The sequence below is a fragment of the Prevotella ihumii genome, from assembly GCF_900155655.1.
GTDB lineage: Bacteria > Bacteroidota > Bacteroidia > Bacteroidales > Bacteroidaceae > Prevotella > Prevotella ihumii.
Genome location: NZ_LT706987.1, coordinates 169,076 through 195,569, shown reverse-complemented (window position 1 = coordinate 195,569; position 26,494 = coordinate 169,076). Strand labels below are relative to the sequence as shown.

Annotated in this window: 25 protein-coding genes and 8 pseudogenes; 14 read left to right on the top strand and 19 right to left on the bottom strand. The window is 45.5% G+C overall.

The genetic code is table 11. The features are described 5' to 3' along the window. Positions 1 to 273: 273 nt before the first annotated feature. The 8 genes and pseudogenes from CZ367_RS00940 (at position 274) to CZ367_RS16080 (ending at position 5,575) form a co-directional block, all read left to right on the top strand. Positions 274 to 1,497 carry a site-specific integrase gene (locus CZ367_RS00940; RefSeq protein WP_004348162.1) on the top strand — a complete coding sequence of 408 codons (1,224 nt, stop codon included), beginning with the start codon at positions 274 to 276 and terminating at the stop codon, positions 1,495 to 1,497. 38 nt (positions 1,498 to 1,535) lie between these two features. After that, positions 1,536 to 2,000, top strand: a complete 465-nt coding sequence (locus CZ367_RS00935; protein ID WP_004348163.1) for a DUF1896 domain-containing protein — start codon at positions 1,536 to 1,538, stop codon at positions 1,998 to 2,000. A gap of 140 nt (positions 2,001 to 2,140) precedes the next feature. Further along, a complete protein-coding gene (locus tag CZ367_RS00930) occupies positions 2,141 to 2,560 on the top strand; it encodes a hypothetical protein (protein ID WP_004348165.1) in 420 nt (139 codons plus the stop codon). Between the two features lie 360 nt (positions 2,561 to 2,920). Beyond that, entirely contained in the window at positions 2,921 to 3,352 is a 432-nt protein-coding gene (locus CZ367_RS00920) for a hypothetical protein (RefSeq protein ID WP_004348168.1), read from the top strand. 22 nt (positions 3,353 to 3,374) lie between these two features. Further along, positions 3,375 to 3,794: a PcfK-like family protein gene (locus tag CZ367_RS00915; RefSeq protein WP_004348170.1), complete on the top strand. Its 420-nt coding sequence runs from the start codon at positions 3,375 to 3,377 to the stop codon at positions 3,792 to 3,794. A gap of 4 nt (positions 3,795 to 3,798) precedes the next feature. Then, a complete protein-coding gene (locus CZ367_RS00910) occupies positions 3,799 to 5,073 on the top strand; it encodes a PcfJ domain-containing protein (RefSeq protein ID WP_004348171.1) in 1,275 nt (424 codons plus the stop codon). Positions 5,074 to 5,098: 25 nt separating this feature from the next. Continuing rightward, positions 5,099 to 5,353, top strand: a complete 255-nt coding sequence (locus tag CZ367_RS00905) for a hypothetical protein (protein WP_077195328.1) — start codon at positions 5,099 to 5,101, stop codon at positions 5,351 to 5,353. A 4-nt stretch (positions 5,354 to 5,357) separates the two neighbouring features. Next, positions 5,358 to 5,575: pseudogene (locus CZ367_RS16080) on the top strand (hypothetical protein). A gap of 107 nt (positions 5,576 to 5,682) precedes the next feature. On the opposite strand, the gene CZ367_RS00895 reads toward CZ367_RS16080, so the two are convergent. The 5 genes and pseudogenes from CZ367_RS00895 to traN (CZ367_RS00875) all read right to left on the bottom strand — a co-directional run. Next, positions 5,683 to 6,585, bottom strand: coding sequence for a hypothetical protein (locus tag CZ367_RS00895; protein ID WP_077195327.1), 903 nt, complete (start codon positions 6,583 to 6,585; stop codon positions 5,683 to 5,685). A 116-nt stretch (positions 6,586 to 6,701) separates the two neighbouring features. Then, positions 6,702 to 7,208, bottom strand: coding sequence for a glycoside hydrolase family protein (locus tag CZ367_RS00890; RefSeq protein ID WP_077195326.1), 507 nt, complete (start codon positions 7,206 to 7,208; stop codon positions 6,702 to 6,704). Then, entirely contained in the window at positions 7,195 to 7,677 is a 483-nt protein-coding gene (locus tag CZ367_RS00885; protein ID WP_077195325.1) for a DUF3872 domain-containing protein, read from the bottom strand. The genes CZ367_RS00890 and CZ367_RS00885 overlap by 14 nt, the downstream gene beginning before the upstream one ends. A 12-nt stretch (positions 7,678 to 7,689) precedes the next feature. Beyond that, positions 7,690 to 8,283 carry a conjugal transfer protein TraO gene (locus CZ367_RS00880; RefSeq protein WP_077195324.1) on the bottom strand — a complete coding sequence of 198 codons (594 nt, stop codon included), beginning with the start codon at positions 8,281 to 8,283 and terminating at the stop codon, positions 7,690 to 7,692. Further along, a pseudogene (gene traN, locus CZ367_RS00875) lies at positions 8,277 to 8,711 on the bottom strand (conjugative transposon protein TraN); the annotation flags it as partial. The gene CZ367_RS00880 and the pseudogene traN (CZ367_RS00875), both read right to left, overlap by 7 nt. Positions 8,712 to 8,820: 109 nt before the next feature. Between traN (CZ367_RS00875) and CZ367_RS16530 the strand changes: the two are divergent. Both CZ367_RS16530 and CZ367_RS00865 read left to right on the top strand, forming a co-directional pair. Next, positions 8,821 to 9,135 (top strand): annotated as a pseudogene (locus tag CZ367_RS16530) (transposase); the annotation flags it as partial. A 480-nt stretch (positions 9,136 to 9,615) separates the two neighbouring features. Continuing rightward, a pseudogene (locus CZ367_RS00865) lies at positions 9,616 to 10,393 on the top strand (transposase); the annotation flags it as partial. Positions 10,394 to 10,403: 10 nt separating this feature from the next. On the opposite strand, the pseudogene traN (CZ367_RS00860) reads toward CZ367_RS00865, so the two are convergent. From traN (CZ367_RS00860) to CZ367_RS00795, 14 genes and pseudogenes are all read right to left on the bottom strand, one after another. After that, a pseudogene (gene traN, locus CZ367_RS00860) lies at positions 10,404 to 10,928 on the bottom strand (conjugative transposon protein TraN); the annotation flags it as partial. Positions 10,929 to 10,975: 47 nt separating this feature from the next. After that, positions 10,976 to 12,244, bottom strand: coding sequence for a conjugative transposon protein TraM (traM, locus tag CZ367_RS00855; protein WP_004354945.1), 1,269 nt, complete (start codon positions 12,242 to 12,244; stop codon positions 10,976 to 10,978). Next, on the bottom strand, positions 12,237 to 12,539 hold the full coding sequence (locus CZ367_RS00850) for a hypothetical protein (RefSeq protein ID WP_077195322.1): 303 nt from the start codon (positions 12,537 to 12,539) through the stop codon (positions 12,237 to 12,239). Before CZ367_RS00850 ends, traM begins: the two co-directional genes overlap by 8 nt. A 4-nt stretch (positions 12,540 to 12,543) precedes the next feature. Beyond that, positions 12,544 to 12,738: pseudogene (locus CZ367_RS00845) on the bottom strand (conjugative transposon protein TraK); the annotation flags it as partial. Between the two features lie 97 nt (positions 12,739 to 12,835). Continuing rightward, positions 12,836 to 14,071, bottom strand: coding sequence for an IS4 family transposase (locus tag CZ367_RS00840; protein WP_077195320.1), 1,236 nt, complete (start codon positions 14,069 to 14,071; stop codon positions 12,836 to 12,838). Between the two features lie 108 nt (positions 14,072 to 14,179). Then, positions 14,180 to 14,617: pseudogene (gene traK, locus CZ367_RS00835) on the bottom strand (conjugative transposon protein TraK); the annotation flags it as partial. A gap of 45 nt (positions 14,618 to 14,662) precedes the next feature. Further along, positions 14,663 to 15,700 (bottom strand): conjugative transposon protein TraJ, encoded by a 1,038-nt coding sequence (traJ, locus tag CZ367_RS00830; RefSeq protein ID WP_024985800.1) that lies wholly within the window; start codon positions 15,698 to 15,700, stop codon positions 14,663 to 14,665. A 51-nt stretch (positions 15,701 to 15,751) separates the two neighbouring features. Beyond that, positions 15,752 to 16,381: a DUF4141 domain-containing protein gene (locus CZ367_RS00825; protein WP_004353763.1), complete on the bottom strand. Its 630-nt coding sequence runs from the start codon at positions 16,379 to 16,381 to the stop codon at positions 15,752 to 15,754. A 27-nt stretch (positions 16,382 to 16,408) separates the two neighbouring features. After that, positions 16,409 to 18,922, bottom strand: a complete 2,514-nt coding sequence (locus tag CZ367_RS00820) for a TraG family conjugative transposon ATPase (RefSeq protein WP_077195319.1) — start codon at positions 18,920 to 18,922, stop codon at positions 16,409 to 16,411. Then, positions 18,919 to 19,254 (bottom strand): DUF4133 domain-containing protein, encoded by a 336-nt coding sequence (locus CZ367_RS00815; protein ID WP_077195318.1) that lies wholly within the window; start codon positions 19,252 to 19,254, stop codon positions 18,919 to 18,921. The genes CZ367_RS00820 and CZ367_RS00815 overlap by 4 nt, the downstream gene beginning before the upstream one ends. 4 nt (positions 19,255 to 19,258) lie before the next feature. Continuing rightward, on the bottom strand, positions 19,259 to 19,561 hold the full coding sequence (locus CZ367_RS00810) for a DUF4134 domain-containing protein (RefSeq protein ID WP_077195317.1): 303 nt from the start codon (positions 19,559 to 19,561) through the stop codon (positions 19,259 to 19,261). A gap of 154 nt (positions 19,562 to 19,715) precedes the next feature. Further along, the gene (locus tag CZ367_RS00805) at positions 19,716 to 20,498 is read right to left on the bottom strand and encodes a hypothetical protein (protein ID WP_077195316.1); all 783 of its coding nucleotides are present in this window, start codon (positions 20,496 to 20,498) and stop codon (positions 19,716 to 19,718) included. Beyond that, on the bottom strand, positions 20,495 to 21,025 hold the full coding sequence (locus CZ367_RS00800) for a DUF3408 domain-containing protein (RefSeq protein ID WP_077195315.1): 531 nt from the start codon (positions 21,023 to 21,025) through the stop codon (positions 20,495 to 20,497). The genes CZ367_RS00805 and CZ367_RS00800 overlap by 4 nt, the downstream gene beginning before the upstream one ends. After that, positions 21,022 to 21,819, bottom strand: coding sequence for a ParA family protein (locus tag CZ367_RS00795; RefSeq protein ID WP_077195314.1), 798 nt, complete (start codon positions 21,817 to 21,819; stop codon positions 21,022 to 21,024). Before CZ367_RS00795 ends, CZ367_RS00800 begins: the two co-directional genes overlap by 4 nt. A gap of 557 nt (positions 21,820 to 22,376) precedes the next feature. Here CZ367_RS00795 and CZ367_RS00785 point away from each other — a divergent pair. From CZ367_RS00785 to tnpB, 4 genes and pseudogenes are all read left to right on the top strand, one after another. Further along, a complete protein-coding gene (locus tag CZ367_RS00785) occupies positions 22,377 to 22,757 on the top strand; it encodes a plasmid mobilization protein (RefSeq protein ID WP_077195312.1) in 381 nt (126 codons plus the stop codon). Further along, the gene (gene mobB / locus CZ367_RS00780; protein ID WP_077195311.1) at positions 22,754 to 24,034 is read left to right on the top strand and encodes a conjugal transfer protein MobB; all 1,281 of its coding nucleotides are present in this window, start codon (positions 22,754 to 22,756) and stop codon (positions 24,032 to 24,034) included. The genes CZ367_RS00785 and mobB overlap by 4 nt, the downstream gene beginning before the upstream one ends. A 63-nt stretch (positions 24,035 to 24,097) precedes the next feature. Then, positions 24,098 to 25,618, top strand: a pseudogene (locus CZ367_RS00775) (YWFCY domain-containing protein); the annotation flags it as partial. A gap of 67 nt (positions 25,619 to 25,685) precedes the next feature. After that, positions 25,686 to 26,030 (top strand): IS66 family insertion sequence element accessory protein TnpB, encoded by a 345-nt coding sequence (gene tnpB, locus CZ367_RS00770; protein WP_077195310.1) that lies wholly within the window; start codon positions 25,686 to 25,688, stop codon positions 26,028 to 26,030. Positions 26,031 to 26,494 lie beyond the last annotated feature (464 nt).

The window sequence follows — 26,494 nt, the reverse complement described above, 5'->3', positions numbered from 1 at the left end:
TAGCCTTCAAAAATTTGCTAATCGTTGTAAAATCAAGGTTTTACAACGATTTTTCTTTGTATATACCTCTATCGCCTGACGGCATAACCCTATGTTATGACAATCATCATTCGGTCAATTTCTGCTACATAAACTGCTACACAAAAATTGCAGTAGCAAAAAATGTAGCAGTGACGGTATTCTGAATACCATATTGACGGCATCAACTCTTTCTTTTTCAACGTATTAAGTATTAACTTTGCAGCCGAGTGCTACACAAAAGAATGATGCATTATGAGAACAAATTTCAAGGTATCCTTCTACCTACGCTCAAACTATGAGAACAAAGAAGGAAAGTCGCCTGTAATGCTCCGAGTATTCCTTAACGGAGAGATGGCTAATTTCGGATCTACGAAAATATTCGTGGACAAGTCACTGTGGAATAACACTACCAGCAGGCTCAAAGGTCGGACGGCAGAAGCCTTATCCGCTAATGCCGCATTGGACTCCATTTCCACAATGCTGAATAACATTTACCACAAATTCGAGGATGATGAATCCTTGTCATTGGATAAAATCCGCTCATTCTTTGTCGGGAAAGACAGGGAGTACACGACCTTTCTCCCGATATTCGACAAGTTCAACGAAGATGTCAGACAGCGTGTCGGACATACCATCAGCAAGGACAGCCTGCAAAAGTACAGCGTTTTAAGAAGGCATTTCGCAGAATTCCTTATCTATAAGTATGGGAAGAAAGATATTGGACTGGCAGAGTTCACGCCATCTATAGTACAGGACTTTGAACTGTACCTGAGTACGGCGGCTGGGTGTGCCTATAACACATCAGTCAAGAAATTGAAGGCACTGAAAACCGTGACCATCTATGCGCAAAAGCGTGGCTATCTTCTTCACGACCCATTCCTCAATCATCGTTTTCACTTGGAGCCTGTCAATCGAGGTTTTCTCACGGATGAGGAGATTATGAAGATAGCCAACAAGGAAATTGCTATTCAACGCTTGGAGTTAGTAAGGGATGTTTTCATATTTTCATGCTTCACAGGTCTGGCATATATCGACGTATCCAACCTTACACCAGACAACATCGTAACGCTCGATGACAAGCAGTGGATTATGACCAAAAGGCAGAAAACAAGCGTGGAAACAAATGTGTTACTTCTTGACATACCCAAGAGTATCATTGCCAAGTACAGTCATAAGACCTATCGGGACGGCAAACTATTTCCCATCCTAACGAATCAGAAAACCAACGCATATTTGAAAGAAATTGCCGACATTTGTGGCATCAAGAAGAATCTGACCTTCCATCTTGCCCGACATACGTTTGCAACCATGTCGCTAAGCAAGGGTGTTCCTATGGAAAGTGTATCGAAGATGTTGGGGCATACCAACATTAAAACTACACAACTTTATGCCCGCATAACCAACAAGAAAGTGGAGCATGACATGGAACAGCTCGCTGACAAACTCGGCAAGTTCAATAAGGCGATGGGCATCTGATAATATAATGAAATGTATAACCCTAAAATAAAAGATTTATGGAAACAAAGAAAGAACTATCTTACTTCCGTCTGAAGTTGGAGAACTATTTGAGTGAGCATTTTCCAGAACTGCTGGGTGACAAACCATTCATAACGGCAAGATCCGATGAAGCACTTTCCACCTACTGCGATGCAGTGGCACAAGGCTTCTCGCATCCCGAAGCGGAGAGTATGGCAAGTGAAGTCTTGCATCGAGGACTTCATTTTTCCAAGTATGACACACTTGTATCTGTCTTGGAGAATGAGTTTGAGAAGGAACTGCCCTCTCCGCTCCCCGAAAGACTAACACCAATGCTTCTGAAGAATAAGGCTGTGCAAAGCGTTTTCGACAAGTATGAACTGACAGACGACTTTGGCGCAACACCAGAGTATGAGAAACTCTACACCGAATTGACAGGAACAATCGTTCTGCTCATTGAGGTCAATGGTCTGCCAACGATAGGCGGTGAGAACATGACTTGATGTAGCACCATCTGGAGCTTTTGTAGTGTCAAGAGCCAAGATAAACGCTCCACTCCACACGCCAAGAGTTTTACAAACACTTGTCTTTGGGTCGTTAGAGCATCTTGCCGGTGCTCTTGAAACTATTAAAAGCTCCGATTATGAATACAATCATCATGAATCAAGACGTTCTTAAAAGTGCGATTTCTCGCCGAGACAATAGAAGCGAGCTTCCATTGTCCTCACGGCTTAACGAAATCGTTCACACACCTGCCTTCATCAAGGCAGACGCATCGAACAAAACCGATAAGAACAAGCAGCAGCCGACTTCTCCCAAGCAAGTCCGCCGCTTCGGTTGGACACGCTTCATCGAACTAGGCTTCCTGCTTTCCATCGTTATCGGTGCCATTTGGCTTATCTCGAAGATAGTAACGCCACAGGTCGTAACTGTCGTGTCAGTTATTGCAGGTTTTCTGATACTACGCTTTATAGTCAGGGTAATTCTGAAAGTGGCATTTACGTTGCTGAGCATTCTCTTCTGGCTGGCGATTGTCTGTGCCATCCTGCTTTGCGTGCTTTGAGAAGCACGACGATGAATCTGTAAACACTTTCATTTATCGTTCATCAGGTGGTTATCTCACATTTCGAGATAGCCACCTTTTCTATTTCCCACTATGGGCGTTGCACTTTCGCTTCCTTTCCAATGCTCCACAATATGCGAAATGAAGAAGACGGATGCTGTTCCCTTTTTATCCGCAAAGGTAGTATGGGGCTTGTGGCTTTCAAAAGGTCTGTGCCGCTTGGTTTGTCTGGAAAATCTCCACACCTACGGGTAGTATTTTCCGACAAAACCTTGTGCAAGCCCGCCCCGCTACCTTGATTTTGCTACAAAAAGGAATCAGCATACTCCGATCTTTGGACGCATAAAAAAAAATGTCGCTATGGATAAGCAAAAAGTAAATACAACATCTTCGATGAACAGAAAAGGATATAGCTCCTCCTCTCATTACCGCATTAACCCTGTGGCTGAAAAAAGTGAGCAAGTGTTGGCAATTAAGTTTGTACAATGGGACATTCCCCCTTTGGAGAGCCTTTGTAACAGCAAAGTATATCTCCTGCGTGTGAAACTCAATAGTGGCGAGTGTATGAGCCGTGAGGAAAAGAATTGGCTATGTGAGGCGGTAAACTCAAACACCTATTTCCGTACAGCCGTTCCCCTACAAGGCTATCGCTTTAACTTCTTTGATGTACTGAAGAAATACCTTGTCAATCAGTACGGACAATGGACAGAGTATTACGCACCCGACAGAACAAGCCTAAGAGCCTACCTATATGGGCGTATCAATCAAATAGTAGAAATTTCCAAGTATTAACAACATCAAAACATATACGACAATGAAAGGAACAGAACATTTCACACGGACAATAGCCGAGTATCTTAATCAGCGTGCTATGACAGACCCCTTGTTTGCCCCTAACTTGATGAAACCGAACAAGAATATCGAGGAGTGCATCACCTACATTCTTAATGAAGTGCAGAAAAGCGGTTGCAACGGCTTTGATGATGATGAAATCTTCTCTATGGCTGTTCACTACTATGATGAGGACGATATAGAAGTCGGCAAGGCTGTTTCCTGCCAAGTAGCCGTTAATCACATTGTAGAACTCACAGAGGAAGAAAAAGCCGAAGCAAGGCAGGAAGCCATTAAGCAATATCAGCGTGAGGAACTTGCCAAGATACAGAGCCGTAACGCACGAGTTAAAAAGACCGAGAACATAGCAACCCAAGTACAACCATCACTATTCGATTTTTAAGTCTATGAAACCAAGAAACAAATTTGAAAAGGCAGTTTTTGAACAAAGCAAGCACCTATGCCCGATAACCAAGACACAAAGTAAGTGGGCATTCCGTGAGTGCATAGACCACTTAGCCTACCGCTTGCCAAAAGGTCGCACCACTTGTATGGATTGTGGGCATAGTTGGATAATGAACAAACATAGAGAAACTTGCACTTGCCCTCATTGCAGGGCAAAGTTGCAGGTCAAGGAAACATTCCAAAGGAAATTGCAGCAGAAGCACTATTTCACAACACTTACCGCTTGCGGAGAATACCAAGTGTTGCGGATGTTCCTCCTCGTGGCTGAAATGGAGAAAGGTTGCAAGGCAGGACACTATGTGCTTGAAATCGGTCAGTATTGGTGGAACGCACAAGGACGAAAGACGATTGTTGCCGTTCAGAGAGTATTGGGTAGATACGTTGATACATTCTCCTATTGCGCACCTATGGCAATCCGCAACGACAACGAAGCCTACCGATATGCAGCCTATTCGCAGATATATCCGAAGTTCAAGGTATCAGACACACTCCGCAGAAATGGTTTCAAGGATGATTTTCACGAAATACCCCCGACAACACTCATTCCTGCATTGCTTTCTGACAGCCGTGCCGAAACATTGATGAAGTCGGGACGTACAGACCACCTACGCTATTTCCTTGGCAAAAGAAGAGCGTTTGACGAGTATTGGCAGTCCTATAAGATTGCAGTCCGTAACGGCTACGATATAACGGATATTTCCCTTTGGTGCGACTATGTGGATATGCTCCGCAGATTGAACAAGGACATACACAGCCCGAAGTTTCTTTGTCCCACCAACCTCAAAGCCGAACACGACCGCAGACAGGAGGAACTCAATAGACAAAGGGAAAGGGAGGAGATAGAACAGAAGCAAAAGAAGGCAATGGAAGCCGAAAAACGTTTCAAGGAACTCAAATCCAAATTCTTCGGTATCCATTTCACGGACGGCACAATCCAAGTCCACGTATTGGAGAGCGTGCAGGAACATTTGGAGGAGGGAGCGACCATGCACCATTGCGTATTCTCCAACGAATACTATCTTAAAGAGGACTCACTAATCCTATCGGCAACCATTGAGGGCAAGCGGATAGAAACAATAGAGGTATCACTGAAATCATTTGAGGTGGTGCAAAGTCGTGGAGTGTGCAATAAGAATACGGAGTACCACGACCAAATCGTGAACCTTGTCAATGCCAACCGAAGGCTTATCAGACAGCGGATAAAGACAACAGCATAGTATGAACCATTAAATTATCAGAGATATGAAGACAGAGATTGAAAACATTATCTACAACTATGCGGACGAGATACCGCACATACTCATCAGGGTTATCAATGCGATAACCCTGTCCGAAAACAAGGACGAGTTAAGGTCGGCAATCAATAAAATAGCCGAAGAAACGGAACTTGACAAATTCTTTGCATACGGATATGGCGCACATCACTTTTGGCTCACACACCGCAAATTATCCAATGGAGAGCCGAAGCAGTACAGATTATTAAAGGTCGAATTTTGAAGATATGGAAAGGAAAGTTTACAGAGTACTCACCCAATACATTTTTGAAGGTGTGTTTTAGGAGACTGCTACAGACCGAGAGGAAGCCGAGCGCAAAATCCTTGAAGATTGTGGAATGGTAATGAGCAGAGGAATGCACAGCACCCTCCCGATGAAGAAATCAACTGGACTTTTGATACCCACCCCAAAACGCTGATAATTGAAACAACCAAAATGCTCTAACATAATGAGCCACGCAACCTTAAAAATTGCGTGGCTTCTTTTCTTTTTCTTTGAACAAGCAGGCGACCAAAGAAAAGAAGCAAAAGAAAGTCGCAGAAAAGTACCTTTTAGTTGATGACGTTTGGCATGATATCACTCCAATTAGTCGTTAAGAATTCTTTAGTTGTCCGTGGAATAGTGAACCGTTTTTTGCAGGTTTTGAATTTGTTACACATAAGAAAGTTGTTGAAATGACTTAAATAGAATGGGTTCTTAGTCTTTTTTAGTTCTTTCTTGAATTTACTCGCAAAAACTTTCTTCTTTTTCGATGTATATTTAACTTTACACTTAGTTTCGTCCTCCATAATAGTATCACTAATCCTTTTTTTTATAGCATCAGTCGTAAATTGAGTTTCAAGATATTTTTTATAAATTCTTCTAAAGAGTTCTGGTGCATTTACAAAAGAGTATTCCTGGGGCCTATCTGGATTTGCTCTAAAAAGGCACAGCAAAGATTTTGTAATATCGAATGATTGTAAAAACTCATTGTAGAATTCACTGTATCTTATGTATATATCATCATTTTGTAAGGCATATAAAGAGCCTATTATCCCAAAGAAAGGTGATGGTTCTTCCAATGAGGTGTAATACAAGATGTCCATACCGAAACAAATCCCCATCGTTATCAATAAGTTATTCTGAGTTTCAATATTTATGCACCGCATATCTGATACGAAGTTGCTCCAAGGAATAAAATCTTTGTTAGCCAGTACAAGACCATCATGGTTGCTGCTTCCATGTAATTCTATATGAAGAATAGGTATTATACCTTCATTTTTGACCTCTTGTGTTATTTTTTCAATAGTGTAACACCAATCTTCTAATGATAGTACCTGTACATACTCTGTAGCTAAATTACTATGACAAGAACTTCGTATATTGATAATATCTCTGTATAGTTCTTCACCAGTTCTACGCTCATCAAGGAGGGACTCTATGACGTAAATTTTATTAAATCTGAAAAAATCCATAAATCAAAGTTTTTATTTCAACAAAGTTACTCATTCATAACGAGAAAGGCGAATAAACTAGCAAGAAAAACGCCTCTTGCGGAGCATAAAAATGTCGCAAGAAGCGTCTTTGATAATCAGAGTAAATAAAACAGGGCAAATTCCACTTGCCTCCGTTTGACCAATTCACTCAAAACTTTTCCCTTAGCTTGGCAGAACGAAACATATTCCCAATAGAAGTTTCTGTCTCCTGCTTCAATCTTTCGCAGTAACTTACTCTTTTGGTGCTTACCATAACCAAGCAATCGCCCTACACCCACGTTATAGGCAAGCAAGGTCAGCAGCAAGGCATCCTTCCCATAGCCTTTGAAGTGTTCAAAGCATTTCCAAAGGTCGGCACGTAGCAGCGAGTCCGCTTGCCGTTCCGTCATATTTGCCGTGAAGCATTCGCCCGGCTGTAGCTGATGCCCATATCCAACATACGGATAATTCTTCCAGCTGTGCAGTCCCTCAAAGTATTTTACTACGACAACCGCACGCTCAAAAGGTGGCAAGTCCGCCAACCGCACCCAGCGCTGGGCAAGGATCGGCTGGCAAAGCAAGCACATTATACAGAATAAAGCAAAGCGTTTAGCTGTTCGCATCGTTCAAGGCTTTGGTTACTACTGTGGCGGATTTTCCCTTATCCTCCGTCTTTTCATTGTTGAAACTGAAAGTCAGTTGCTGCATCTTACCGAAACTGTCCTCCACGTACACGTCAATCGTCTGGCGGTCGGTGGAGAGCGAGGTGTAGTACAGACGGAAAACATCCTTTGTGAGCGGATAGCGGTCGTTGGGCTTGAAAACCGTACCATTATCATTTCTTAGCAAGCCCTTGCCGTCAGACTGGAAATAACGTATCGTATAGCGAGTGTCGGCAAACTCACCGCCTCGCTTTAATGTGCAGCGTATCTCGGCCGTCTGTCCCCTTATGATGTCCTTCTGAACCGGCATTGTTTCCACCGTAAACGGATAAGACTGCTGAACATCCAAATCCCTATCACAAGCAGATAGGCAAAACACGGCAAGGGTCAGCACACCCATTACCCAAATCGTATTCAATATCTTCTTCATCTTTTCTTCTACTTAAAAGTTAAACCTTAGTCCTGCTGAAACAATCGGACGAAAACGATACACATCCGTTCCAAAGAGGAAGCGTCCCTGCGCCTTTACAAGAAAAAGAACCCTGTCCGTTAGGAACACTTCCACCGAGCTATGCACAGCACCGCCATAGACGAAGCGAGAGCGGTCGAGCAGCGTAGCCCCATCGGGCAGCAGCTTCTTGTCCTCATTCAATTCCTCGTAACCGCCCAATGCGGATATGCCAGCATAGAGGAACACGTTCTTGCCATTGTCGGAGAGTATTGGGTGCATATAGCCCAAGTGCAGGAGCGCATCTTTGAGTTTTACGCCATAGTCCCTATACGGCATATTCTGCTGTTCATACTCAACTCCTACAAAGGAGTAGTTCTCTCGTTTCAAGTAGCAGGTAAGTGATACGCCAACGCCGAAGTTATCCTTGGCTAAGAGTTTCTCGCCTTTGATAAGGGGAAGACTTCCAACGACTTCTACCCCTTTCTGCTTAGGAATGAGTCGCTGTGCGTGCGATGGCAGACTGAAAGCCATTGCCACCGCTGCACAAACCGATAAAATGATTTTCTTCTTCATAATGTCTACCATTTCAGTTTGAGGTTGTCAATCTTCTTTGCCAACTGCAGATCTTCTGCCGTTATATAAAAGGTCAGTGTACGACCGCCATTTCTCTCATAGAGCGTCACTTCAAGCTGCTTGTCTTCTGCAAGAGAAAACTGTTCGAGCGCAAACACAGTGCGTTCACTCCCCATGCCACGCACCTGCATCACCTGATGATAGGCACGAAGTGGCTGAAGCACCTGCTCTTGTATAGCGGTACGCTTTGCCACCTTCTTATCCACCACCTTGAATGTGATAAAATCCACTGAGTACGGCATATTTGTACCGTTTTCCATACGAGTGTGGAAATACAGCAAGCCGTTATGGGCGTACAAGCCACGAAGCAGGAATTTCATGCCAAACTGGTGTGCACCGATGTGCTTGATGCAGCGTCTGTCATTCTGATAGATAGTCTCCCCTTGAAAAGTATTTAACCATCTGGTTATCAATAAAATAATCGTTTTCAAACTTGCATATTTCTACAAAGTTTTGTATCTTTGTATAGTAAAATCTTGCAATTCAACGATGTATAAATCTCCATCCAAAGTCCGTCAGGCATCATTATTCTGGGATCTTGAAACAATGCTCTCTCCCAAGAATTCCCTGTACAAGTTAGCCAATCTGATTGATTGGAATCTGTTTGAGCAGTCTTTTGCTCCTCTTTACAGCAAGGACACTGGCCGTATGGCCAAGCCCATCCGTCTGATGGTCGGTCTGCTGATCTTGAAACACCTTCGTGACGTTTCAGACGAGAGCGTCGTGGAGCAGTTCTCGGAGAACGCCTACTTCCAGTATTTTTGCGGGATGGAGGCATTCCGCACCGACGCTCCCTGCGTTCCCACCGAGCTTGTCGAGTTCCGCCATCGCATCGGTGAATCTGGTATGGAGCTGATACTCAAGGAAAGCATCCGCATCAATCTTTTAATCGGTGATCACAGAAAAGAGGAGACGCAGGGGAAAGACGGCAAGGATGGACGTGGACGCAAGCCCGATGCGGAGCATACCGCATTCATCGACACGACGGTGCAGGAGAAGAACGTGACCTTCCCTACGGACTCGAAACTCCTGAACAAGGTGATAGCCTTTTGCCACAGCGTGGCGGAGAAGGAAAACCTCAAGGTCCGCCAGAGCTATGCCAAGGAGATAAAGGAACTGAAGCTCGTTCAGCGTTTCAGGGGTAGGAAGAACAGCAAGGCCAAAGTCAGGAAGGCCGACAAGCGGATGCGCACCATTGCGGGCAGGTTGCTCAGGGAGNGGCGTGGCGGAGAAGGAAAACCTCAAGGTTCGCCAGAGCTATGCCAAGGAGATAAAGGAACTGAAGCTCGTTCAGCGTTTCAGGGGCAGGAAGAACAGCAAGGCCAAAGTCAGGAAGGCCGACAAGCGGATGCGCACCATTGCGGGCAGGTTGCTCAGGGAACTGCTTCGCCTGCTGCCCGATAGAAATGCCTACCAGGAGCGGATTGACATCTGCATGAGGCTTGTCAACGGCGAGCGGTTGGACGGCCATAAGATCTACTCGCTTCACGAGCCAGACGTGCTTTGTATCAGCAAGGGAAAAGAGGGCAAGAAGTACGAGTTCGGCAACAAGGTCTCCATCGTCAGACTATGGGACGGACTCATCATCGGTGCGCTGTCATTCCGCAATGAGTATGACGGCCATACGATAGACAAGGCAATGGAGCAGGTTAGGCGGCTGTATGACAGGAAAATAAAAACACTTGCCTGCGACAGGGGATACCGAGGACAAAGCATGAGTGGGCAGACACAAATCATAATTCCGGACACGCCCAAGAAAACAGACTCACGGTACGCCAAGAACAAAAAGCACAAACTCTTCCGCAAGCGGGCAGGAATAGAGCCTGTCATTGGCCACTGCAAGGCAGACCACCGGTTGGGGAGGAACTTCTACAAGGGTCTCTTCGGAGACTCCATCAATGTTATGCTTGCAGCTGCCGCATTTAACTTCAAAAGAGCCATGAGGCTTCTTTTGTGCCTAATTGAAAGAGTGATTATGTGGTGCTGTGGAAGACAAGAATTAAATTTTCAACACCAATTCTTCCCGCAGGGCTATATGAAAAATGCGATGTCGCCTTTTTGAGGGTCGACTAGATAGTCTGCATCATCAGTTTTACTAATACAGGCGACTCATTACCGAGTTCCTTAAAATAGATGTCAGAGCGATTGCTTGGCAGTCGTCCGTCCGTTGGTGACAGGAAGTCCTTCATCTCGATGCTTAACTTCTCCGGCTCATCGGCATACTTCACGTTGAAAGCATAGAACGAGCCGTCTTCGCAAATCACGCTCATGTTGGTTTCCGTTTCAAAGTCCTTCACCGAAGCCTTTACACGTAGTACGTTCTCTGCATCCTCTGCCTTCCCTGCGATAATATTCTGTGAACCCAAGTCTACATAGCGGATGGCAGAGGGAAAGATAAGATGCACAGTCTTGTCAAAGGTTACGTCCAGACCATACGGCAGTACGACACGCCCCGTTGGTATGGCACGGCTCATTCCTTGAAAGAGTTCTCCCGAAGTGAGAGGACGGCTCGGTGTCAGACCATCATTGTTTTCCTGTGCTGTGGCTGTTGCTCCCACCATGGCAAGCATAGCCATTGATAAAATAATTTTCTTCATTGTTGCTGTTGATTTGATGTTATTTTTTACTTGTTATTCTTGATTGTTTATTTGGACTGAACCAAGAAAAGGCGGTAGCCACCCTTGAGCGTTACCTTGATAGTGCGCAGCTTCTTCTGAAGCAGCTGACTTGCACCCTGCATCACCCCACGGGCAGCCTCGGAGATAATTTGGTCTTTGGCAGAGGAAGCGAAGGTAAAGGAGGTTCCCATTGAACCACCGATGTTCGCCCCGACTTCCTTAAGCGCATTGATGTCCTCCGAACCAGGTATATACACACCCTCCTGTCCGTCCGTGTCGTATGCCGAGAGTTTGACGGCTATGATATGTCCGTCCACCTCAATGCTTTTGATGAGCAGGTGCATACGGTTACCCTCAATCTTGGCAACGGCTATGAGTCGGCTCTGCCGTGGAATACGCAAGCCCTGCACCTTGGCGGTTTCAAGCAGACGGAGTACGACATTGTCACCCTCCTTGAGCGTGCTCGTTCTGTCCACTACGACTTTCAGTGTATTGCGCATCGTAGGTACAGCCGTGCTTGCGAGCGAATGAAAGCCCAAGTTGCGAGCCTTTTTGCCGTATTCCTCCATAAAATACACATCGCTCATAGGTTGGTCAAGTGAAGATACTAACTGCCTACGCTCCGGCAGCACCTCCATTGCAGGCTTTTCATTCTGCATGGTCTTGCCCTTAGCGGTATCAGAGCCACCTACAGTGTCTTCCGTCTTCTCCTTTCCAGCCGCCAAACCATTATTGAAGGTAGGTGGAGTTGATGCTTTGGGAAGATACTTCGCTGCCATCTGATAGCTCTTTTCCATCAAGGCAAGCTGCCGTTTCTCTTCATTGTCCTCCCTGCTGTCTTTGGCAGAGAGTTCTTTTTTAAGGTTATCTATCTCCGAGCGCAAGGCTTCACGTTCCTCTTCGTGTGGGTCGGGAGCGTAAAAGGAGTTTAAGAGCCGATTATTCTCCTCATAACGATGCATGGAGTTTTCTATCTTTGCCGTAGATGCTGCTGTCTCTGCACGCTGCTCCTCTGATGGAGCAGTGTTCTGTGCGAAATAGTCCGACAGTCTGCCCATCTCCTCACGGGTCTGTTCCTCCTCGTGTGCCTTGTCGCCTAATTCATAGGCTTTAAGTTTGTTTTCGGTGAGCTTTTCTGTCGTTGCCTGCGGTATGCTGTCATTGAGTCCCTGCTCCGCAGCAGTCTTATCCTTGCCCGAAGGTGCGAAGATAAACCACATCGAGAGGGCAAACAGCAGTCCCAGTCCTCCGAAGACCAAGCCTTTCTTCATTTGTTCTTTCTGTTTATTATCCATTTTCTTTGATTGTTTGATGATGTTGTAGGTAAAAATTGCCGTGTAACTCGTGTAAAGTACTGTCCGTCTGTATCGGACTGTCCGTCAGCTTTCCCATGGGGATGGGTAGTTTTTCCTTCTTTGGAGGAAGGAAAAACTGCGTTATCATCCAGAGCGAGCAGAGCAAATAGATGAAGCTCAGCCCATAGACGATTTCCTTTCTCTGCCTTATCGTGAGCCTTTCACAACGATGGCGGAGCCACAGGTGAAAGCGCAGATAGTGACGTGAGAGTAAAAAGTTTCTTTTCCTTGCCATAGCCTTATCGTTTATAAGTCTGTATATCCCTGTTCTCCTTGACGAGGAAGTTCTCCATAAGAAAACCTTGCGGGTTATTGTCCGAACGGACAGAGTTCTGCAGCGTGCAGGTCGTAACAAGACTGCGCTCTGTAACGTTACTCTGACGGACGATAAACTCCCGTGCATAGGTTGTTACCGCATAAGGGTAAGTATTAAAGTATTGCTGTCCGGTAAAACTCAAAAGAGCATAAATATCCTCCCCGAAGCCCCGTAAAATAGGACTTTTAGGTTTATTTTTTCAAAAGTAAGCCCCCCTAATCGAAAAGACTTGGTTCAGGTGGCGCTTTTTGCATCTCCTTTGCAAGGAAATCATTCCAAGTTTTTTCGGGATTTTCCATGAATGCGATAAAATCAACGTAGTACATAAGCATAAGTCTTATCATGGTAACAACTTGCGAGAATGCACAGTGTCTCTTAATGCTTCTTGACAAGACTGTTATCAGCAGATTCGCAATCAAGACTACCCATGTCTGTATTTGTATGGCATTGACGCTGTCCCCATAGAAGAAATGAAGCGGGAAGTTCTGTTTAAGCTGTTTGTACAACGACTCGATAGCCCATCTTAGGCGGTAGATTTCAGCAATGTCCTCAACAGTAAAGTCAAAGTTGTTGGTCAATAGTACAACAGGTCTCTTTGTCTCGTAAAATATCTCCACCCTTCGTGCCTCGTGGGTGAGTTCTCCTCTTGTAAAAAGCACTTTCTGATCAATATGCGTTACGAGGCCCTCTGCATTGACATACGTAACGGATTTAAGTACCTCATACTTAAGGTTTTTCTTCATTTTGGTCACGTAGCAAACGCCCTCTTCTGTAAGACGTTGGAATTGCGCGACATCGACATAACCACGGTCCATTGCTAAAGTGGCGTCTTTGGGCAGATGCACCTCTTTGAGCAGGTAATGGTCGTGTTTTGCAGCTGAAGTGAGTTGCACCACCATTGGCACGCCGACATGATACTTCATTACCGTATGCACTTTCATACCGCCTTTCTTCTTGCCTGATTTTGGATGCCGCCCGACACCTTTGAGTATGTTGTCAAAGAGCGTTATAGTGGTAGAATCCATCATGTAAAGCAACTTCTCCCAGTCTTTAGGCTCGTGCGTCTGCCCCTTATAGCACTTGGAAGGGCGGCTGTCCGCTAAAAATTTGGCATACTTCTCCAAAAGATACGCATAAACACTTGCAAAGAACTCCTGAGGGCGGCGTATATTGGCCTCAGCAAGCGTGCTGCGACGAACCAAATAGCTCATTCCGAGGTGTCTGAGCTTGTGAGCCTCAGCCTTCATGCCTATCTCAAGTTCGCGCAGAGAATCAAAGTGTTTGAGTATGCCGAACAGCATTACGACGAGATGTTGGTAGCCGTCAAAGCGCTTCACGTAAGCCTCGCTTCCTTTCGTTTCGCAGCTTATCTGAAGAATTTTCTCTTTGTCGAGTAACTTTAATACTTGACTATAGACCGGCTGTCCGGTAAAATGACTATCTTTGTTCATGGTTATGTTTTATTTTAGTAAAGACAAAGATAACCAAAAGGGCTGACACCTCGTGAGATGTGTCAGCCCTAATTTATTTTGTTTGAAAAAGTTTTACCGGACAGCAATAGTATTAAAGTTGCAGTGGATAGAGTCCACCTCTATGCGCTGATTGACATTGCCCGATATGGCACGGTTATAATAGCCTTTCTCTGCCAAGTCTTTGTAATAGTTGAAAGCCGACTTATCACACAGCACGAAGGCACGCTCCATGTTCTTCTCAATGGCATCCTTGTCAGGCGCAATGGTGAAGAACAGCTCATGGAAACGACGTACATGCTCCCTTGCCTCTACGGGACGATTACGACTTGCATCCTGACTGAGGGCAAGCATGAGCGACTTTCCCTGGTCAAGCACATAGATTTTCTCCCTCTGCTCCTTAGCGAAGCTGTACGAGGCATAGACGGAATAACCGCTTACTACCACGCAGACGATGGCAAAGACAAAGGCATAGAGTCTTATCTGCCTGAATGAGGTCTCGATATTACCAAGTGATTTGAATTCCATTTTTCTTTTATATCTGTTGATTAATTAAGCATAGTTGTTCGATTTCTATTTTCCTTTGAGCAGTGCACCCTTGATACGTCCACCGACATTTCCCACAGCAGCACCTGCGCCAGCCATAGCAGCCTTGCCACCAGTATATGCGCCTTGCGCACCATGCTGTGCTGTCTGGTTGACATTACGACCGTATGAGCCGATACCACCTCCAGCTTCGATAATCCAACCTGCCACGGTAGGTACACAGAAGTAGCCTACAATACCGATAAGGAAGAAGACGATGTAGTACCACGTTCCCGAATCAGGCAGGTAGTTAGGGTCACTGAGTGCTTCGATGTCCTTCTGTACCATCAGCACCTGTATTTTCGTAAGCAGTGCCGTAAGAATAGAGCTGACAGGCAGCCACAGGTAGACAGAGATATAGCGTGAGAACCATGCCGTAAGTGAGCCTGCAAGACCATCCCATACGGCAATGCCGAAGACTATCGGACCGAGAATGGCTAGAACGATGAGTATGAAGGTGCGTAGCGTGTCGATGATAAGCCCTGCAGCATGGAACAGAAGTTCTAAGAGGTCGTGTACCATCTTCATGATCCACTGCTTGGTCTGATAGGCAGCACGCTCGGCATACATACCCGCTATCGTCACGGCATCTTCAGGTCCGATGATACCCATTTCCTCTATCTTCTCATCGAATTTCTCGTTGGAAACAAGGTAGGCTGTTTCAGGATTCCTAAGGTAGGCTTCCTCCTGCAGCTTGTCCCGCTTGGCAGTAAGTTCTGCAAGGTTCCCTTCCTGCTGGTGTACCATCATCTCCGTTCCCTGCACTACGGGCGAGAGAACGGCATTCATCGTACCCAGTACGACTGTCGGAAAGAACATGATGCAAAAGCCCAGCACGAAGGGGCGGAGAAGTGGAAAAACATCTATCGCCTCGGCACGGGCAATGGAAGCCCATACCCGAAGAGCAATATAAAAGAGCGCACCCAAGCCCGCAATACCCTTGGCAATGCCCGTCATCTGGGCACAGAGTGGCATCATCTCGTCATAGGTTGAGCGTAGCAGCTCATGTAAACTGGCAAAATCCATAAGCAAAAGTGTTTTATGAAAGTTCTTTCAAGTTCTTTTTTGTCTGTGGATTTACCAATACCTGCTTGCCGTATTACCATAGAGCGCCTTAACAGAGGCAAGGTTGTTCTTCTCCCTTGCACGCACATAGCTTACGGAGATGTTTTTCCTTGTGTAGTATGATACAAGCGAGCGGTTTTCCCTCAGTGTGGTATAAATGCGGTCAATTGCCTGCATTCGTTCGTGGTCGTTCATCGAGAAGACATTACTCTTAACGATGGACTTTAGTTCCTTGAGACTCTCACCACTCTGCTCCAAAAGCTTGGCATAGCCCGAAGCCATTGCTGCGAGTTCCGAAGGGCGGAAGTTCTTGTCCGAGAGCATCTTCTTATACGAGGTAACGTAAATCTCCGAAATATCGCCCACCATCAGGATACACTCCTTGACCTTATAGGCATCCCCAATGAGGTTATTCACCTTCTTCAGGGCATCATAATACTTCTTGGTGTCGTTGTAGAGTTTTTCCACCTCCTTAAAACCGTCAAGGGTGTTCTTCACCGTCTTCGAAGCTGTTGCAATCTCCTTGACCGAATTGACGATGTTGCCGGCAAAATTGCCAGGGTCGGTTACTACCCACTGTGCGTGGGCTTTGGGAACAGAAAGGCTCAATCCTAAGAGAGCCATGAAAATGTACTTTTTCATTGTTACTATAGTTTTGATGGTTTGTACTTATTTCTTTTTATTGTTTCTTTTCTCTATGGCAAGCTGACGAATAGCTGTTTCGATATCACCACCGAGCTGTGCTGCCCTGTTCATCACCTCCACCTTCTCGGTTTCCTCTGTGGTGTAAGTCAGGTATTCCTCCATGCTCACTTCCGTAGCATAGACGGCACTCTGCATACCGCCCAAGCCTATCCATACCTCCTTGTAGAGTCGGTTGGGGTCATTGTTTTGATTGATGGAGAGAATCTGGCTCTTTTCCTTTTCAGACAAGCCGAGCATCGCCTGTATGCCGTCGAACTTGGTCATGTACTTGCGCTGGTCAAGCAGTATCTTACAGTCGGAGTTATTAATAATACTTTCCTTGACTATAGGAGACTGAATGATATCGTCCACCTCCTGCGTTACGACAATGGCTTCCCCGAAATACTTTCTCACCGTCTTATAAAGATACTTGATGTAGTCCGCCATGTTTGCCGAAGCAATGGCTTTCCACGCTTCTTCAATCAGTATCATCTTGCGGATACCCTTTAATCGGCGCATCTTGTTGATGAAGGCCTCCATGATGATAATCGTTACCACAGGGAAAAGGTCTTTGTTGTCCTTCACTTGGTCGATTTCAAAGACGATGAAGCGTTTAGAGAGCAGGTCAATGTTCTTGTCCGAGTTCAGCAGGAAATCATATCGACCACCACGATAGTATTGCTTCAATGTCGTTAAGAGGTTGTTAATATTGAAGTCTGAGAGCGTTACCTTGATATCACGCTTTTCCATATCCTTGCGGTACACGTCCCGCAGATACTCATAGAAAGTATTAAAACAGGGCGTAACGCTGTGGTCAGCACATATCAGCTCAATATAGGAGCTTACGGCTGAACCAAGTTCGCCAGCTTCGGTCTTAGTAATATGCTCATCAGCACTTTTCCAAAGTGTAAGTAATAACGTGCAGATACTCTCCCTTTTCTCTACATCGAAGAAGTAATCATCCGTATAAAAGGGGTTGAAAGATATCGGACTTTCATTGGTATAGGTGAAATACACGCCGTCTTCTCCCTTGGTCTTGCGGTGGATAAGTTCGCACAAGCCCTGATAGGAGTTACCCGTATCGACCAAGAGGACGTGTGCTCCCTGCTCGTAATACTGGCGTACCATGTGGTTGGTGAAAAAAGACTTGCCACTGCCCGAAGGTCCCAAGATAAACTTGTTACGGTTGGTGATGACTCCCTTTTTCATCGGCAAATCCGATATGTCCAAGTGGACGGGCTTTCCTGAAAGGCGGTCTGCCATCTTGATACCAAAGGGAGAGAGCGAATCCTTATAGTTCGTCTCTGCCGTAAAGAAGCAGAGGGCAGGCTCGATGAAAGTATAGAATGACTCTTCTGCTGGAAAGTCTGCCGCATTGCCAGGAATGCCCGCCCAGTAGAGCGTTGCCGCATCAATGGTGTTGTGGCGTGGGTGGCATTCCATAAGAGCAAGTGCAGAGCCCACGTCATTCTTAATCTGGCGAAGTTCTTCCTTATCGCTACTCCATGCCAATACGTTGAAGTGAGCACGGATGGAGGTCAGTCCCTGTGAATGGGCAATATTGAGATACTCCTGTATCCACTCCTCGTTGATTTGGTTGCTACGGCTGTAGCGTGCCAGCGAGTGCATGTTTCTTGCCTGCTTTTCGAAGCGTTCCAAGTTGGCGTCGCTATCCTCGATGAAGAGGTACTGGTTATAGATATGGTTGCAGGGTAGCATCAACCCTACGGGAGAGGCAAAGGAAAGACGGCAGTCGCTTCGGTCGGTCGATAATCGCTCATATCGGCTGTCTGTGCTGACCGTTGTAGGCAGGTCGTCCGTGTCGGAGAGCGTATGCAGACAAATCATATTGTCGCCCACACGTACAAGGTCTGCGCCCAAGCGGATGTCCTCCAACGAGGCGTGTCTTTCTTCCGAGAGGGAGAAATAACGGTCCAAGAGACCGCCTTTTTCCTTTGTACCAATCAATTCATCTTCAGTCATGCGGACAATCCTTATCTGCTCGGTATCGTTGATGATGCATTCAAACTGGTCTACAGCTTCCATGAACTTCATCACTTCATCCTTGTTGGTGATTTCCTTGGGAATGAGGTGTCCACGGCAGAGCGAGGAAAAATTGCTCTGTTGTGCCATACGCTGCTTGTTGGTCTTGGTCAGGAATAAGTAAACGCTGTGGTGCAGGTACGGACGTTCGTTGAAATGCCGTTCAGAGGAACGGGCAAGGAAGCTCAGTCCGCCATCGGAGAGCTTTCCTTGATAGTCCTCCTTGATGAACCAGTCCTGCTTGTGCACGATGCTGTAATTGGGTAGCACCTTGATTGCCTTATGCCAGGCAGAGTGCATCGCTTCATACTCTGCAGAAGTGACGGTAAAGAGTTCGGGCAGTTCCACACGGAAAGCCACGGTGATGTCAGCATCTTTGCTCACCATGCAACCCTGCTCTACGGAGAGCAGTGGAAACTTAGACTCCAAGGTGGTTATCTTGCTTTTATTTCTCATTGCTTCGCTTTCTTTGATTGAAGGTTACAGATAAGGTGGCAGACCGTACGGCGGTTTACAAGGTAGCGTGGGTGCATACGTATTGCTCCTTTTTTCATCAGTCCATATTGCCCGTACTTTCTGTTCATGGTGAACGTTTGCCATACCACAAGGCTGGCACCCACTACGCCTATGACAAGACAGGCTATCTGACTGATGCCGCAGAGATAGAGAATAACCACGAGAATGAAGACTGCCAGCAGCCCTCCTGCAAAGAGGAAAAGGTACTGTGCCTTCAAGCCCTTGAACTCTACCGTCCGGCCTACACCTTTGTTGATTTCAAATGCAGCCATCGCCTTACAAGAAGAAACTTCTCAAGATAGTGGCTGCCACGATGAGGAAGATACACGCACCGAACCAAGAGGCTGCGGTCTTGCTCGTATCGGGGTCACCACTTGAGAACTTGTTATAGACTTTAATACCTCCAATCAGACCTACTACCGCCCCTACGGCATAAATGAGTTTCGTGCCGGGATCGAAGTAGGAGGTTACCATTTTTGTAGCTTCATTGATACCGGCAATACCATTGCCTTGTGCGTATGCTCCTATGGCAGTGATAGCCATCAGGAGTAGCATTGTGATTTTCTTTTTGTTGTTCATTGTTCTTTTTATTTTAAATTGTTAAATGAATTGTTTTCTTTTAGATAGAGGTGGTAAGGGGTGGCTCGGTTTTATCGTATGACAGATATGGGATGATTGTTTTACTTTTGAGCCACCCCTCGAACACTGTACAATATGAACAAAAACAATAGTTTTACAGATAGTATGAAAGTGGACGCTCGTCATCTTCTGAAACATCGCTGTCGCTGCTCTCTACGTTTGAGTTCATTTCAAAGTCAGAAGAAGAACTAATATTACTTTCCTCTAATTCCGCTTCTTCCGCCTTGCGAATGGCAGCAAGTAGCTTTTGATGGTCTTTCTCCTGCTTAAGCGTTGCCTCTTTGATATAGTCCATGAGCTGTGTGCCCCGTATGCTTTGCAGCGTATCCTGCACTTCGGTTTCGCTTTCCTCATCGAGTGCATCGTCATTCCTGTGCCAACCGTTTATACGGGACAAGTCCCTTGTAAGAATGGCGGACGGTGAGACTTCGGGTAAAGAATCGTCTGCAATCTGCAGTTCCTCACGGATAATAGCGTCTTCGTCAAATTCGTCCATCTTGTAGTCAACCTGTATTTCATTGTCCTCATCTGTACCTTCCACTTCTTTTGTTTCTTCGGATACAGATGAGTTTTTCTCTGCAAAAGTATCAGGTTTTTCATCAGGATTTTCAGAGGAGGAAACAGCGGGAACTTTGGAGATAGAGTGGGAATGAAAAGGCTTGCTCCTACCCACCAAAACGTGACGTGCATTGTCAATCTGCTCTTGGGAAACGGATGTATTGAGACTTGTGCCGTGCCCGTTTCCTTTCTGCTTTGGTGTATTCTTCCCTGATTGGGCTGCCAAATCTTGAAATAACCTCCAAAAGTATGCGATGCCGAGAGCTATCCACGCTATACCCAGCAAAAGCAATACGCCTAACAATAAATTGATTATCATAAGTCTATGGTTTTATCGCGCCTGCGTTGTGAGGCGGTATGGTTCAACAAATCCTGATACGTTTTCAAATGATCGAGAAGGATATTCTCAATATACCCCGTGATGGAAGCCTCCGATCTGATGTCGTTCAGCACATCACGCAGTATCTGGAGTATCTCAGTATGGATACTGAAGCCCGACTTATTGCGCCCATTGCGGACACCCGTCAGAAATCGCTGTTCGTATTCAGGAAAGTCCATTGCTGGGGAAGAATCCTTCGCTCTGGCATTTCTCTTTCTTTTCAAGGGCTGCGCTGTTTTGGCATTGCTGCCATTAAACGAAGTTTCTTCCAGTATTTCCTCCTGTTCGTCAATCTTAGAAAGAGAGGCACTTGTATCTTCTTCCACAGAGTCTGAATCATCATCCAAATCAATGGGGTCGTCAAAGTCTGGTGTGTTCTCCTCTGTGCGCTTCTTGACACCAATGTCTGCCATCTCCTCCAATTTCGCTTGAAGCAGCTTTTCACGTTGCTCTTTCAGTGATTTCATACGCCGTTCTCAGTTTTCAGGTTGAGTTTCTCCATGACCTCCTTTACCCACTCATCCACTCCGGTCTGAGGGCGGAGAGCCGGTGCAGGGGGCAGGTAGGAGCAGCGGAATACACCTTTGACACCCCCTTGTGCCAATTCCCTGCTGAATCGGACGGAGTTATAGATACGAGTATCGAAAATCGGCAATCCCTGTTCCTCAGCATTCTGACTAAACAGGTCGATGACCGTGGTACTGGCACTGCGGTTGATTTTGTTCCAAAGCAGGAAGAAGTCCTGAATGCGTGAGCCTTCAAACCCGACACCCAAGTCCCTGATTGTCTTGGCGTATGCAAAACTCGAAGCCAGCGACTGTGGGTCGGCTTCTATAGGTGAGATGATGTAGTCCATCGTAATGGACAAATCCATCATGGCACTGGTAAGGGCATGACCAGGAAAGTCAAAGATAATCAGTTGCGGCGCCGTCTTCATTTTACGAAAGTATTTCATGACATCGGAAACGGCTCTTTCAGGTTTGCTTCTGATGATATGATACGATTTCTTGCCGTAGCGCGACAGGCGTTCATGAAGTTCCTTGCCCAGTTCGGGTGAGGACTCGATGAGGTCTCTGTCGCGTTCGCGGAGTTTATAGAAAGATTCCTGCGTACCGTCGCAATCCACGACGGCAAGGGAGATGTTCTTCTCGTAATATAGTATGGAAGCCAGCACTTCGGCAAGGCTGCTTTTGCCAACTCCGCCTTTCTGTGAGGCGAAGCCCAGATAGATGGGATTGTTTTTTTTCTTTTCCATATTCATAGTCGGTTGTTACTTATGTTATAAGTTAATGTATATCTTGACAGACAAGTCATGTCATCTTTGTTGTTGAAACCATATTTTTAACTCGACCTAAAAGTCTGGTTTTGACCCAGCTTAATTTTGACTCAGCCCAAAGACATAAAATTATCCGTCGTTCAAACCATTATTGATTGAATCTTTTTGAGATTGAAACCATCTTTTTTGACTCTTCACCCATACGGATTTTAAGCTGTCTTTCAACTGAATCTGGTTGCAAAATAACAAGGTTTTATCCTAAGTTTCAACTACCTGTGAAGTACAGGGAAATGCAAGGAAAAAGAGTGAATATCTCTGATAATGAGATATTTGAAAATCTGCCGTAACTTTGCAGGCGAGAATAATACATGGAGCTCTATTCTTCGAAACAGACACCCTAAAAGGTGGATGCTTCTATTGCATCAACTCTTAATATTGGCAAGGTGTGTCTTTGTCCGACAAACTCCGTTTTTGCCGACAAAGCCCCTTGCCCCGAAGGGGAGAGAATTACTCCAAAGTCGTAATTACAAAAAGGAAAGGCTATGAATGATAAGATTGAACGATGGGACAGATGGGACACTCGTCTTCCCAACCCGAAAGACCAGCAAAAGGCAATTGATTTGTTTCAACGTTCGGGTGCAGAAACAAAGTCAGATTTCGTGCGTGGGCGTATTCTTGGAGAGTATTTCAAGGTGATTACGGTGGATAAATCCGCAGTGGAATATTACCGGAAGCTCTCAGAATTGACGGCACAAATCCATAAGATTGGCGTGCTCTATAACCAGACCGTACGTGCCATCAACGCATACCACAGCGTAAAAACTGCACAGATTATGCTTGAAAAGTTGGAGAAACTCTCGGCTCAGATTATTGCCTTGCAGGAGCAGGCTATCTGTTTGACCATTGACTACCGCAAAAGATGATAGCAAAGATTTCAGCTACGGAGAACCTTGGAGGGGCACTTGGATATAACTTCAAAAAAGTGGAGAAAGGGGAGGCGAACATTCTTCTTGCTGCTGAGTTGTATCAGAATAAGGAGGGTCGTTATACGATGGAGGAAGTGTTTGCCGATATGGAAGCATTGATACCGAAGAAATGTCGAACGAGAAAAACTGTCTTTCACTGCTCCCTCAACCCACACCTGGATGAAAAGTTATCCGATGAGACCCTTGTTAAAATTGCGAAGGAGTACATGGAGGCACTTGGCTATGGCAAGCAACCCTATATCGTCTTTAAGCATAATGACATCACCCGTGAGCATATACACATCGTATCACTTCGGGTGGATTGTCGTGGGCGGAAGATTAACGATAAGTTTGAGAAACGGAGAAGCAAACAGATTACCGATGCCTTGGAAAGGAAATTTGGTCTCATTCCAAGTTCAAAGGTTACTGACAAAGCAATGAAAGAAATGCCCAAAATTGATACCACCAGAGGAAATATCAAGGAGCAAGTGGCAAGTACCCTTCGCATGGTGCTGAAACATTATAAGTTCTGCTCATTAGGAGAGCTGAATGCCATTCTTTCTCGATACCATCTTGCAGTAGAAGAAGTGAAGATGGAGTTTCGGGGAAAGAAATATAATGGGCTGGTCTATGTTCCGACTGATGATAAGGGCAATAAAACAAGCACACCCATTCACGCCTCGGACATAGGTAGAGGTGTGGGCTATGCTGCCGTTCAGAACAAGATGCAAAAATCGAAGCAGATGGTTAAGCCATTGATACCAACCATCAGAAGAAAGGTATTAGAAGTAATGCGTACTTCTCCTGGTACGGAGGGAAGACTCCGACAAAGATTGGAGGAACAGGGCTTGCGTGTGATAATCCGAAAGAATGATAATGGAAGAATTTACGGCATTACCTTTATTGATGACGAGCGGGGTGTTGCGCTCAACGGCTCCCGATTGGGCAAGGGATATGCTGCTAATGTATTCAATGCGTATCTATCCAATCCAACACACAATCCATTCTTGGATGAAGCACTGTATGGCAGTCCTTCAGAACACTTGGAGCAGACATCTACAAATGAATCTTTGCATCCAAATACAGAAGACGGCGACAACCTTGTTGATGAACTCATCGAGGATATGGTGGATGGTTCGTTCACACCTACGGGCAACGATGATTGGAAGGAGGCGGCATGGCAGCGTAAGCTCCGAAAACTAAGTAAGGCAAATATTAAACGAAGAAAACGTTAAATAAATGAGCATTTCCAACTCCCCTCCTTTGGAGGGGTTGGGGGAGGCTACAAATACAGCATTATGGCACAGGAAGATGATTTAAGGGCATTAGGTAAAGTCATGGACTTTATGAGGGGCATATCAGTGATATTCCTCCTCGTTAACTGTTATTGGTTCTGTTACGAGGCGTTCCAGCAGTGGAACTTCACGCTCGGTATCATCAACAAGATATTGATGAACTTCCAGCGTACAACGGGATTATTCTCGTCTATCCTCTGGACAAAACTCTTTTGTGTGGTTTTCCTTGCTTTGTCCTGCCTTGGGACAAAAGGTGTGAAAGAGGAGAAAATCACATGGCCAAAGATTTGGACGGTGCTTTTCTTTGGCTTTGTATTCTTCTTTCTCAACTGGTGGCTGTTGGTATTGCCCATCGGCAAGATCGGGGTAGCTTCCCTCTATATATTTACGCTGTCCGTTGGCTATATCTGTCTGCTGATGGGTGGCGTATGGATGAGCCGACTACTCAAAAACAACCTGATGGACGATGTTTTCAATACAGAGAACGAGAGTTTTATGCAGGAAACTCGGTTGATGGAGAATGAATACTCTGTCAATCTTCCTACACGCTTCTACTATAAGAAGAAGTGGAACAAGGGTTGGATTAACGTAGTCAATCCGTTCCGTGCCTCAATGGTGCTCGGTACACCGGGTTCTGGTAAGTCCTACGCTATCGTGAACAATTACATCAAGCAGCAGATAGAGAAAGGCTTTGCCATGTACATCTACGACTATAAATTTCCCGACCTTTCCGAGATTGCTTATAATCACCTGCTAAATCACTTGGATGCCTACAAGATAAAGCCGCAGTTCTATGTAATCAACTTCGATGATCCGAGAAAGTCGCATCGCTGCAATCCTATCAATCCTGCCTTTATGACAGATATATCGGACGCTTACGAGAGTGCCTATACGATTATGCTCAATCTCAACCGCTCGTGGATTCAGAAGCAGGGTGATTTCTTTGTGGAATCGCCGATTATTTTGCTCGCTGCTATTATCTGGTTTCTGAAGATATATGAGAATGGGAAGTTTTGCACCTTTCCGCACGCCATAGAGTTCCTGAACCGACCCTATGCGCAGATATTCCCGATACTCACTTCCTACGATGAACTTGCCAATTACCTTTCACCCTTTATGGACGCTTGGGAGGGCGGAGCACAAGACCAGCTGCAAGGGCAGATTGCCAGTGCCAAGATACCACTTTCCCGTATGATTTCACCAGCCCTTTATTGGGTGATGACGGGTGACGACTTCTCGCTCGACATCAACAATCCTAACGAACCGAAAGTACTCGTGGTCGGCAACAATCCCGACCGCCAGAATATCTATTCGGCAGCACTCGGACTTTACAATAGCCGTATCGTGAAGCTCATCAATAAGAAGAAGCAGCTCAAATCGTCTGTGATAATCGACGAGTTGCCGACCATCTATTTCCGTGGATTGGACAATTTGATTGCCACTGCACGAAGTAATAAAGTAGCAGTGTGTCTGGGTTTTCAGGACTTTTCGCAGCTCACGCGTGACTATGGGGATAAGGAGAGCAGTAAGCATCCAATATTAGCCGCCTTTGTGTAACATTCTTGCTTTACTACCTTTGCCCGAAAAACTTATGTTTGTACTCAACGAAACAAATGTTTTTCGGGTTTGTTGCACTCCTGTGGACATGCGTCAGGGTATTCTTCGCCTGTCCCAATTGGTACGCAGCAATGACTTCAATCCTTCTGATGGTGTTGTCTACGTTTTCTACAATCGATCCCGTAACCGAATTAAATTGCTGCACTGGGAACGCTGTGGTTTTGTCGTGTATCATAAACAGATGGCACAGGGTTGCCTGAGTCCTAAAATCATACGGGCGAGAGTTGGATTTTATGAACTTCGCTGGGACGAATTGGTACTCTATATTGAAGGTATAAATCCTAATTGCTACCGAAGAAAAAGATACAATAAATCTTAGTATTTTCTTGCCAGTGTCAGATATTTTTCGTAACTTTACATCGTATAAAGAACTGATAATGTGATGGATATGCCTTATAGTACAATGACATCTGACTACCATTCTCTCACTCGGGAAGCTGTTGTTAAACTTCTTGAGCAAAGGGATGCTGAGCTTAAGATTAAGGATGCTCAACTCAAGAACAANGAGAGCAAGGTGATACAAAATACGGTAGGCAATGTGTTCAGTGGTCAGGTGGTAGGAGAAACTGCTAAAACGCTTTCAGAACGTTTCGGCAAGGTACGTAAGCATCCAATATTAGCCGCCTTTCACACCAACAAATAACCCTTATATGTCTGGCAGCATATAAGGGTTATTTGTTATTTGAAGTTTGAAGGTAGCATTTTCGTGAGTTCCTCCTCCGTCATGTCGAGCAGGGGCTTTGAAAGGATTTCCTTCATCCATTTGTATGGCTCTATGTCTGC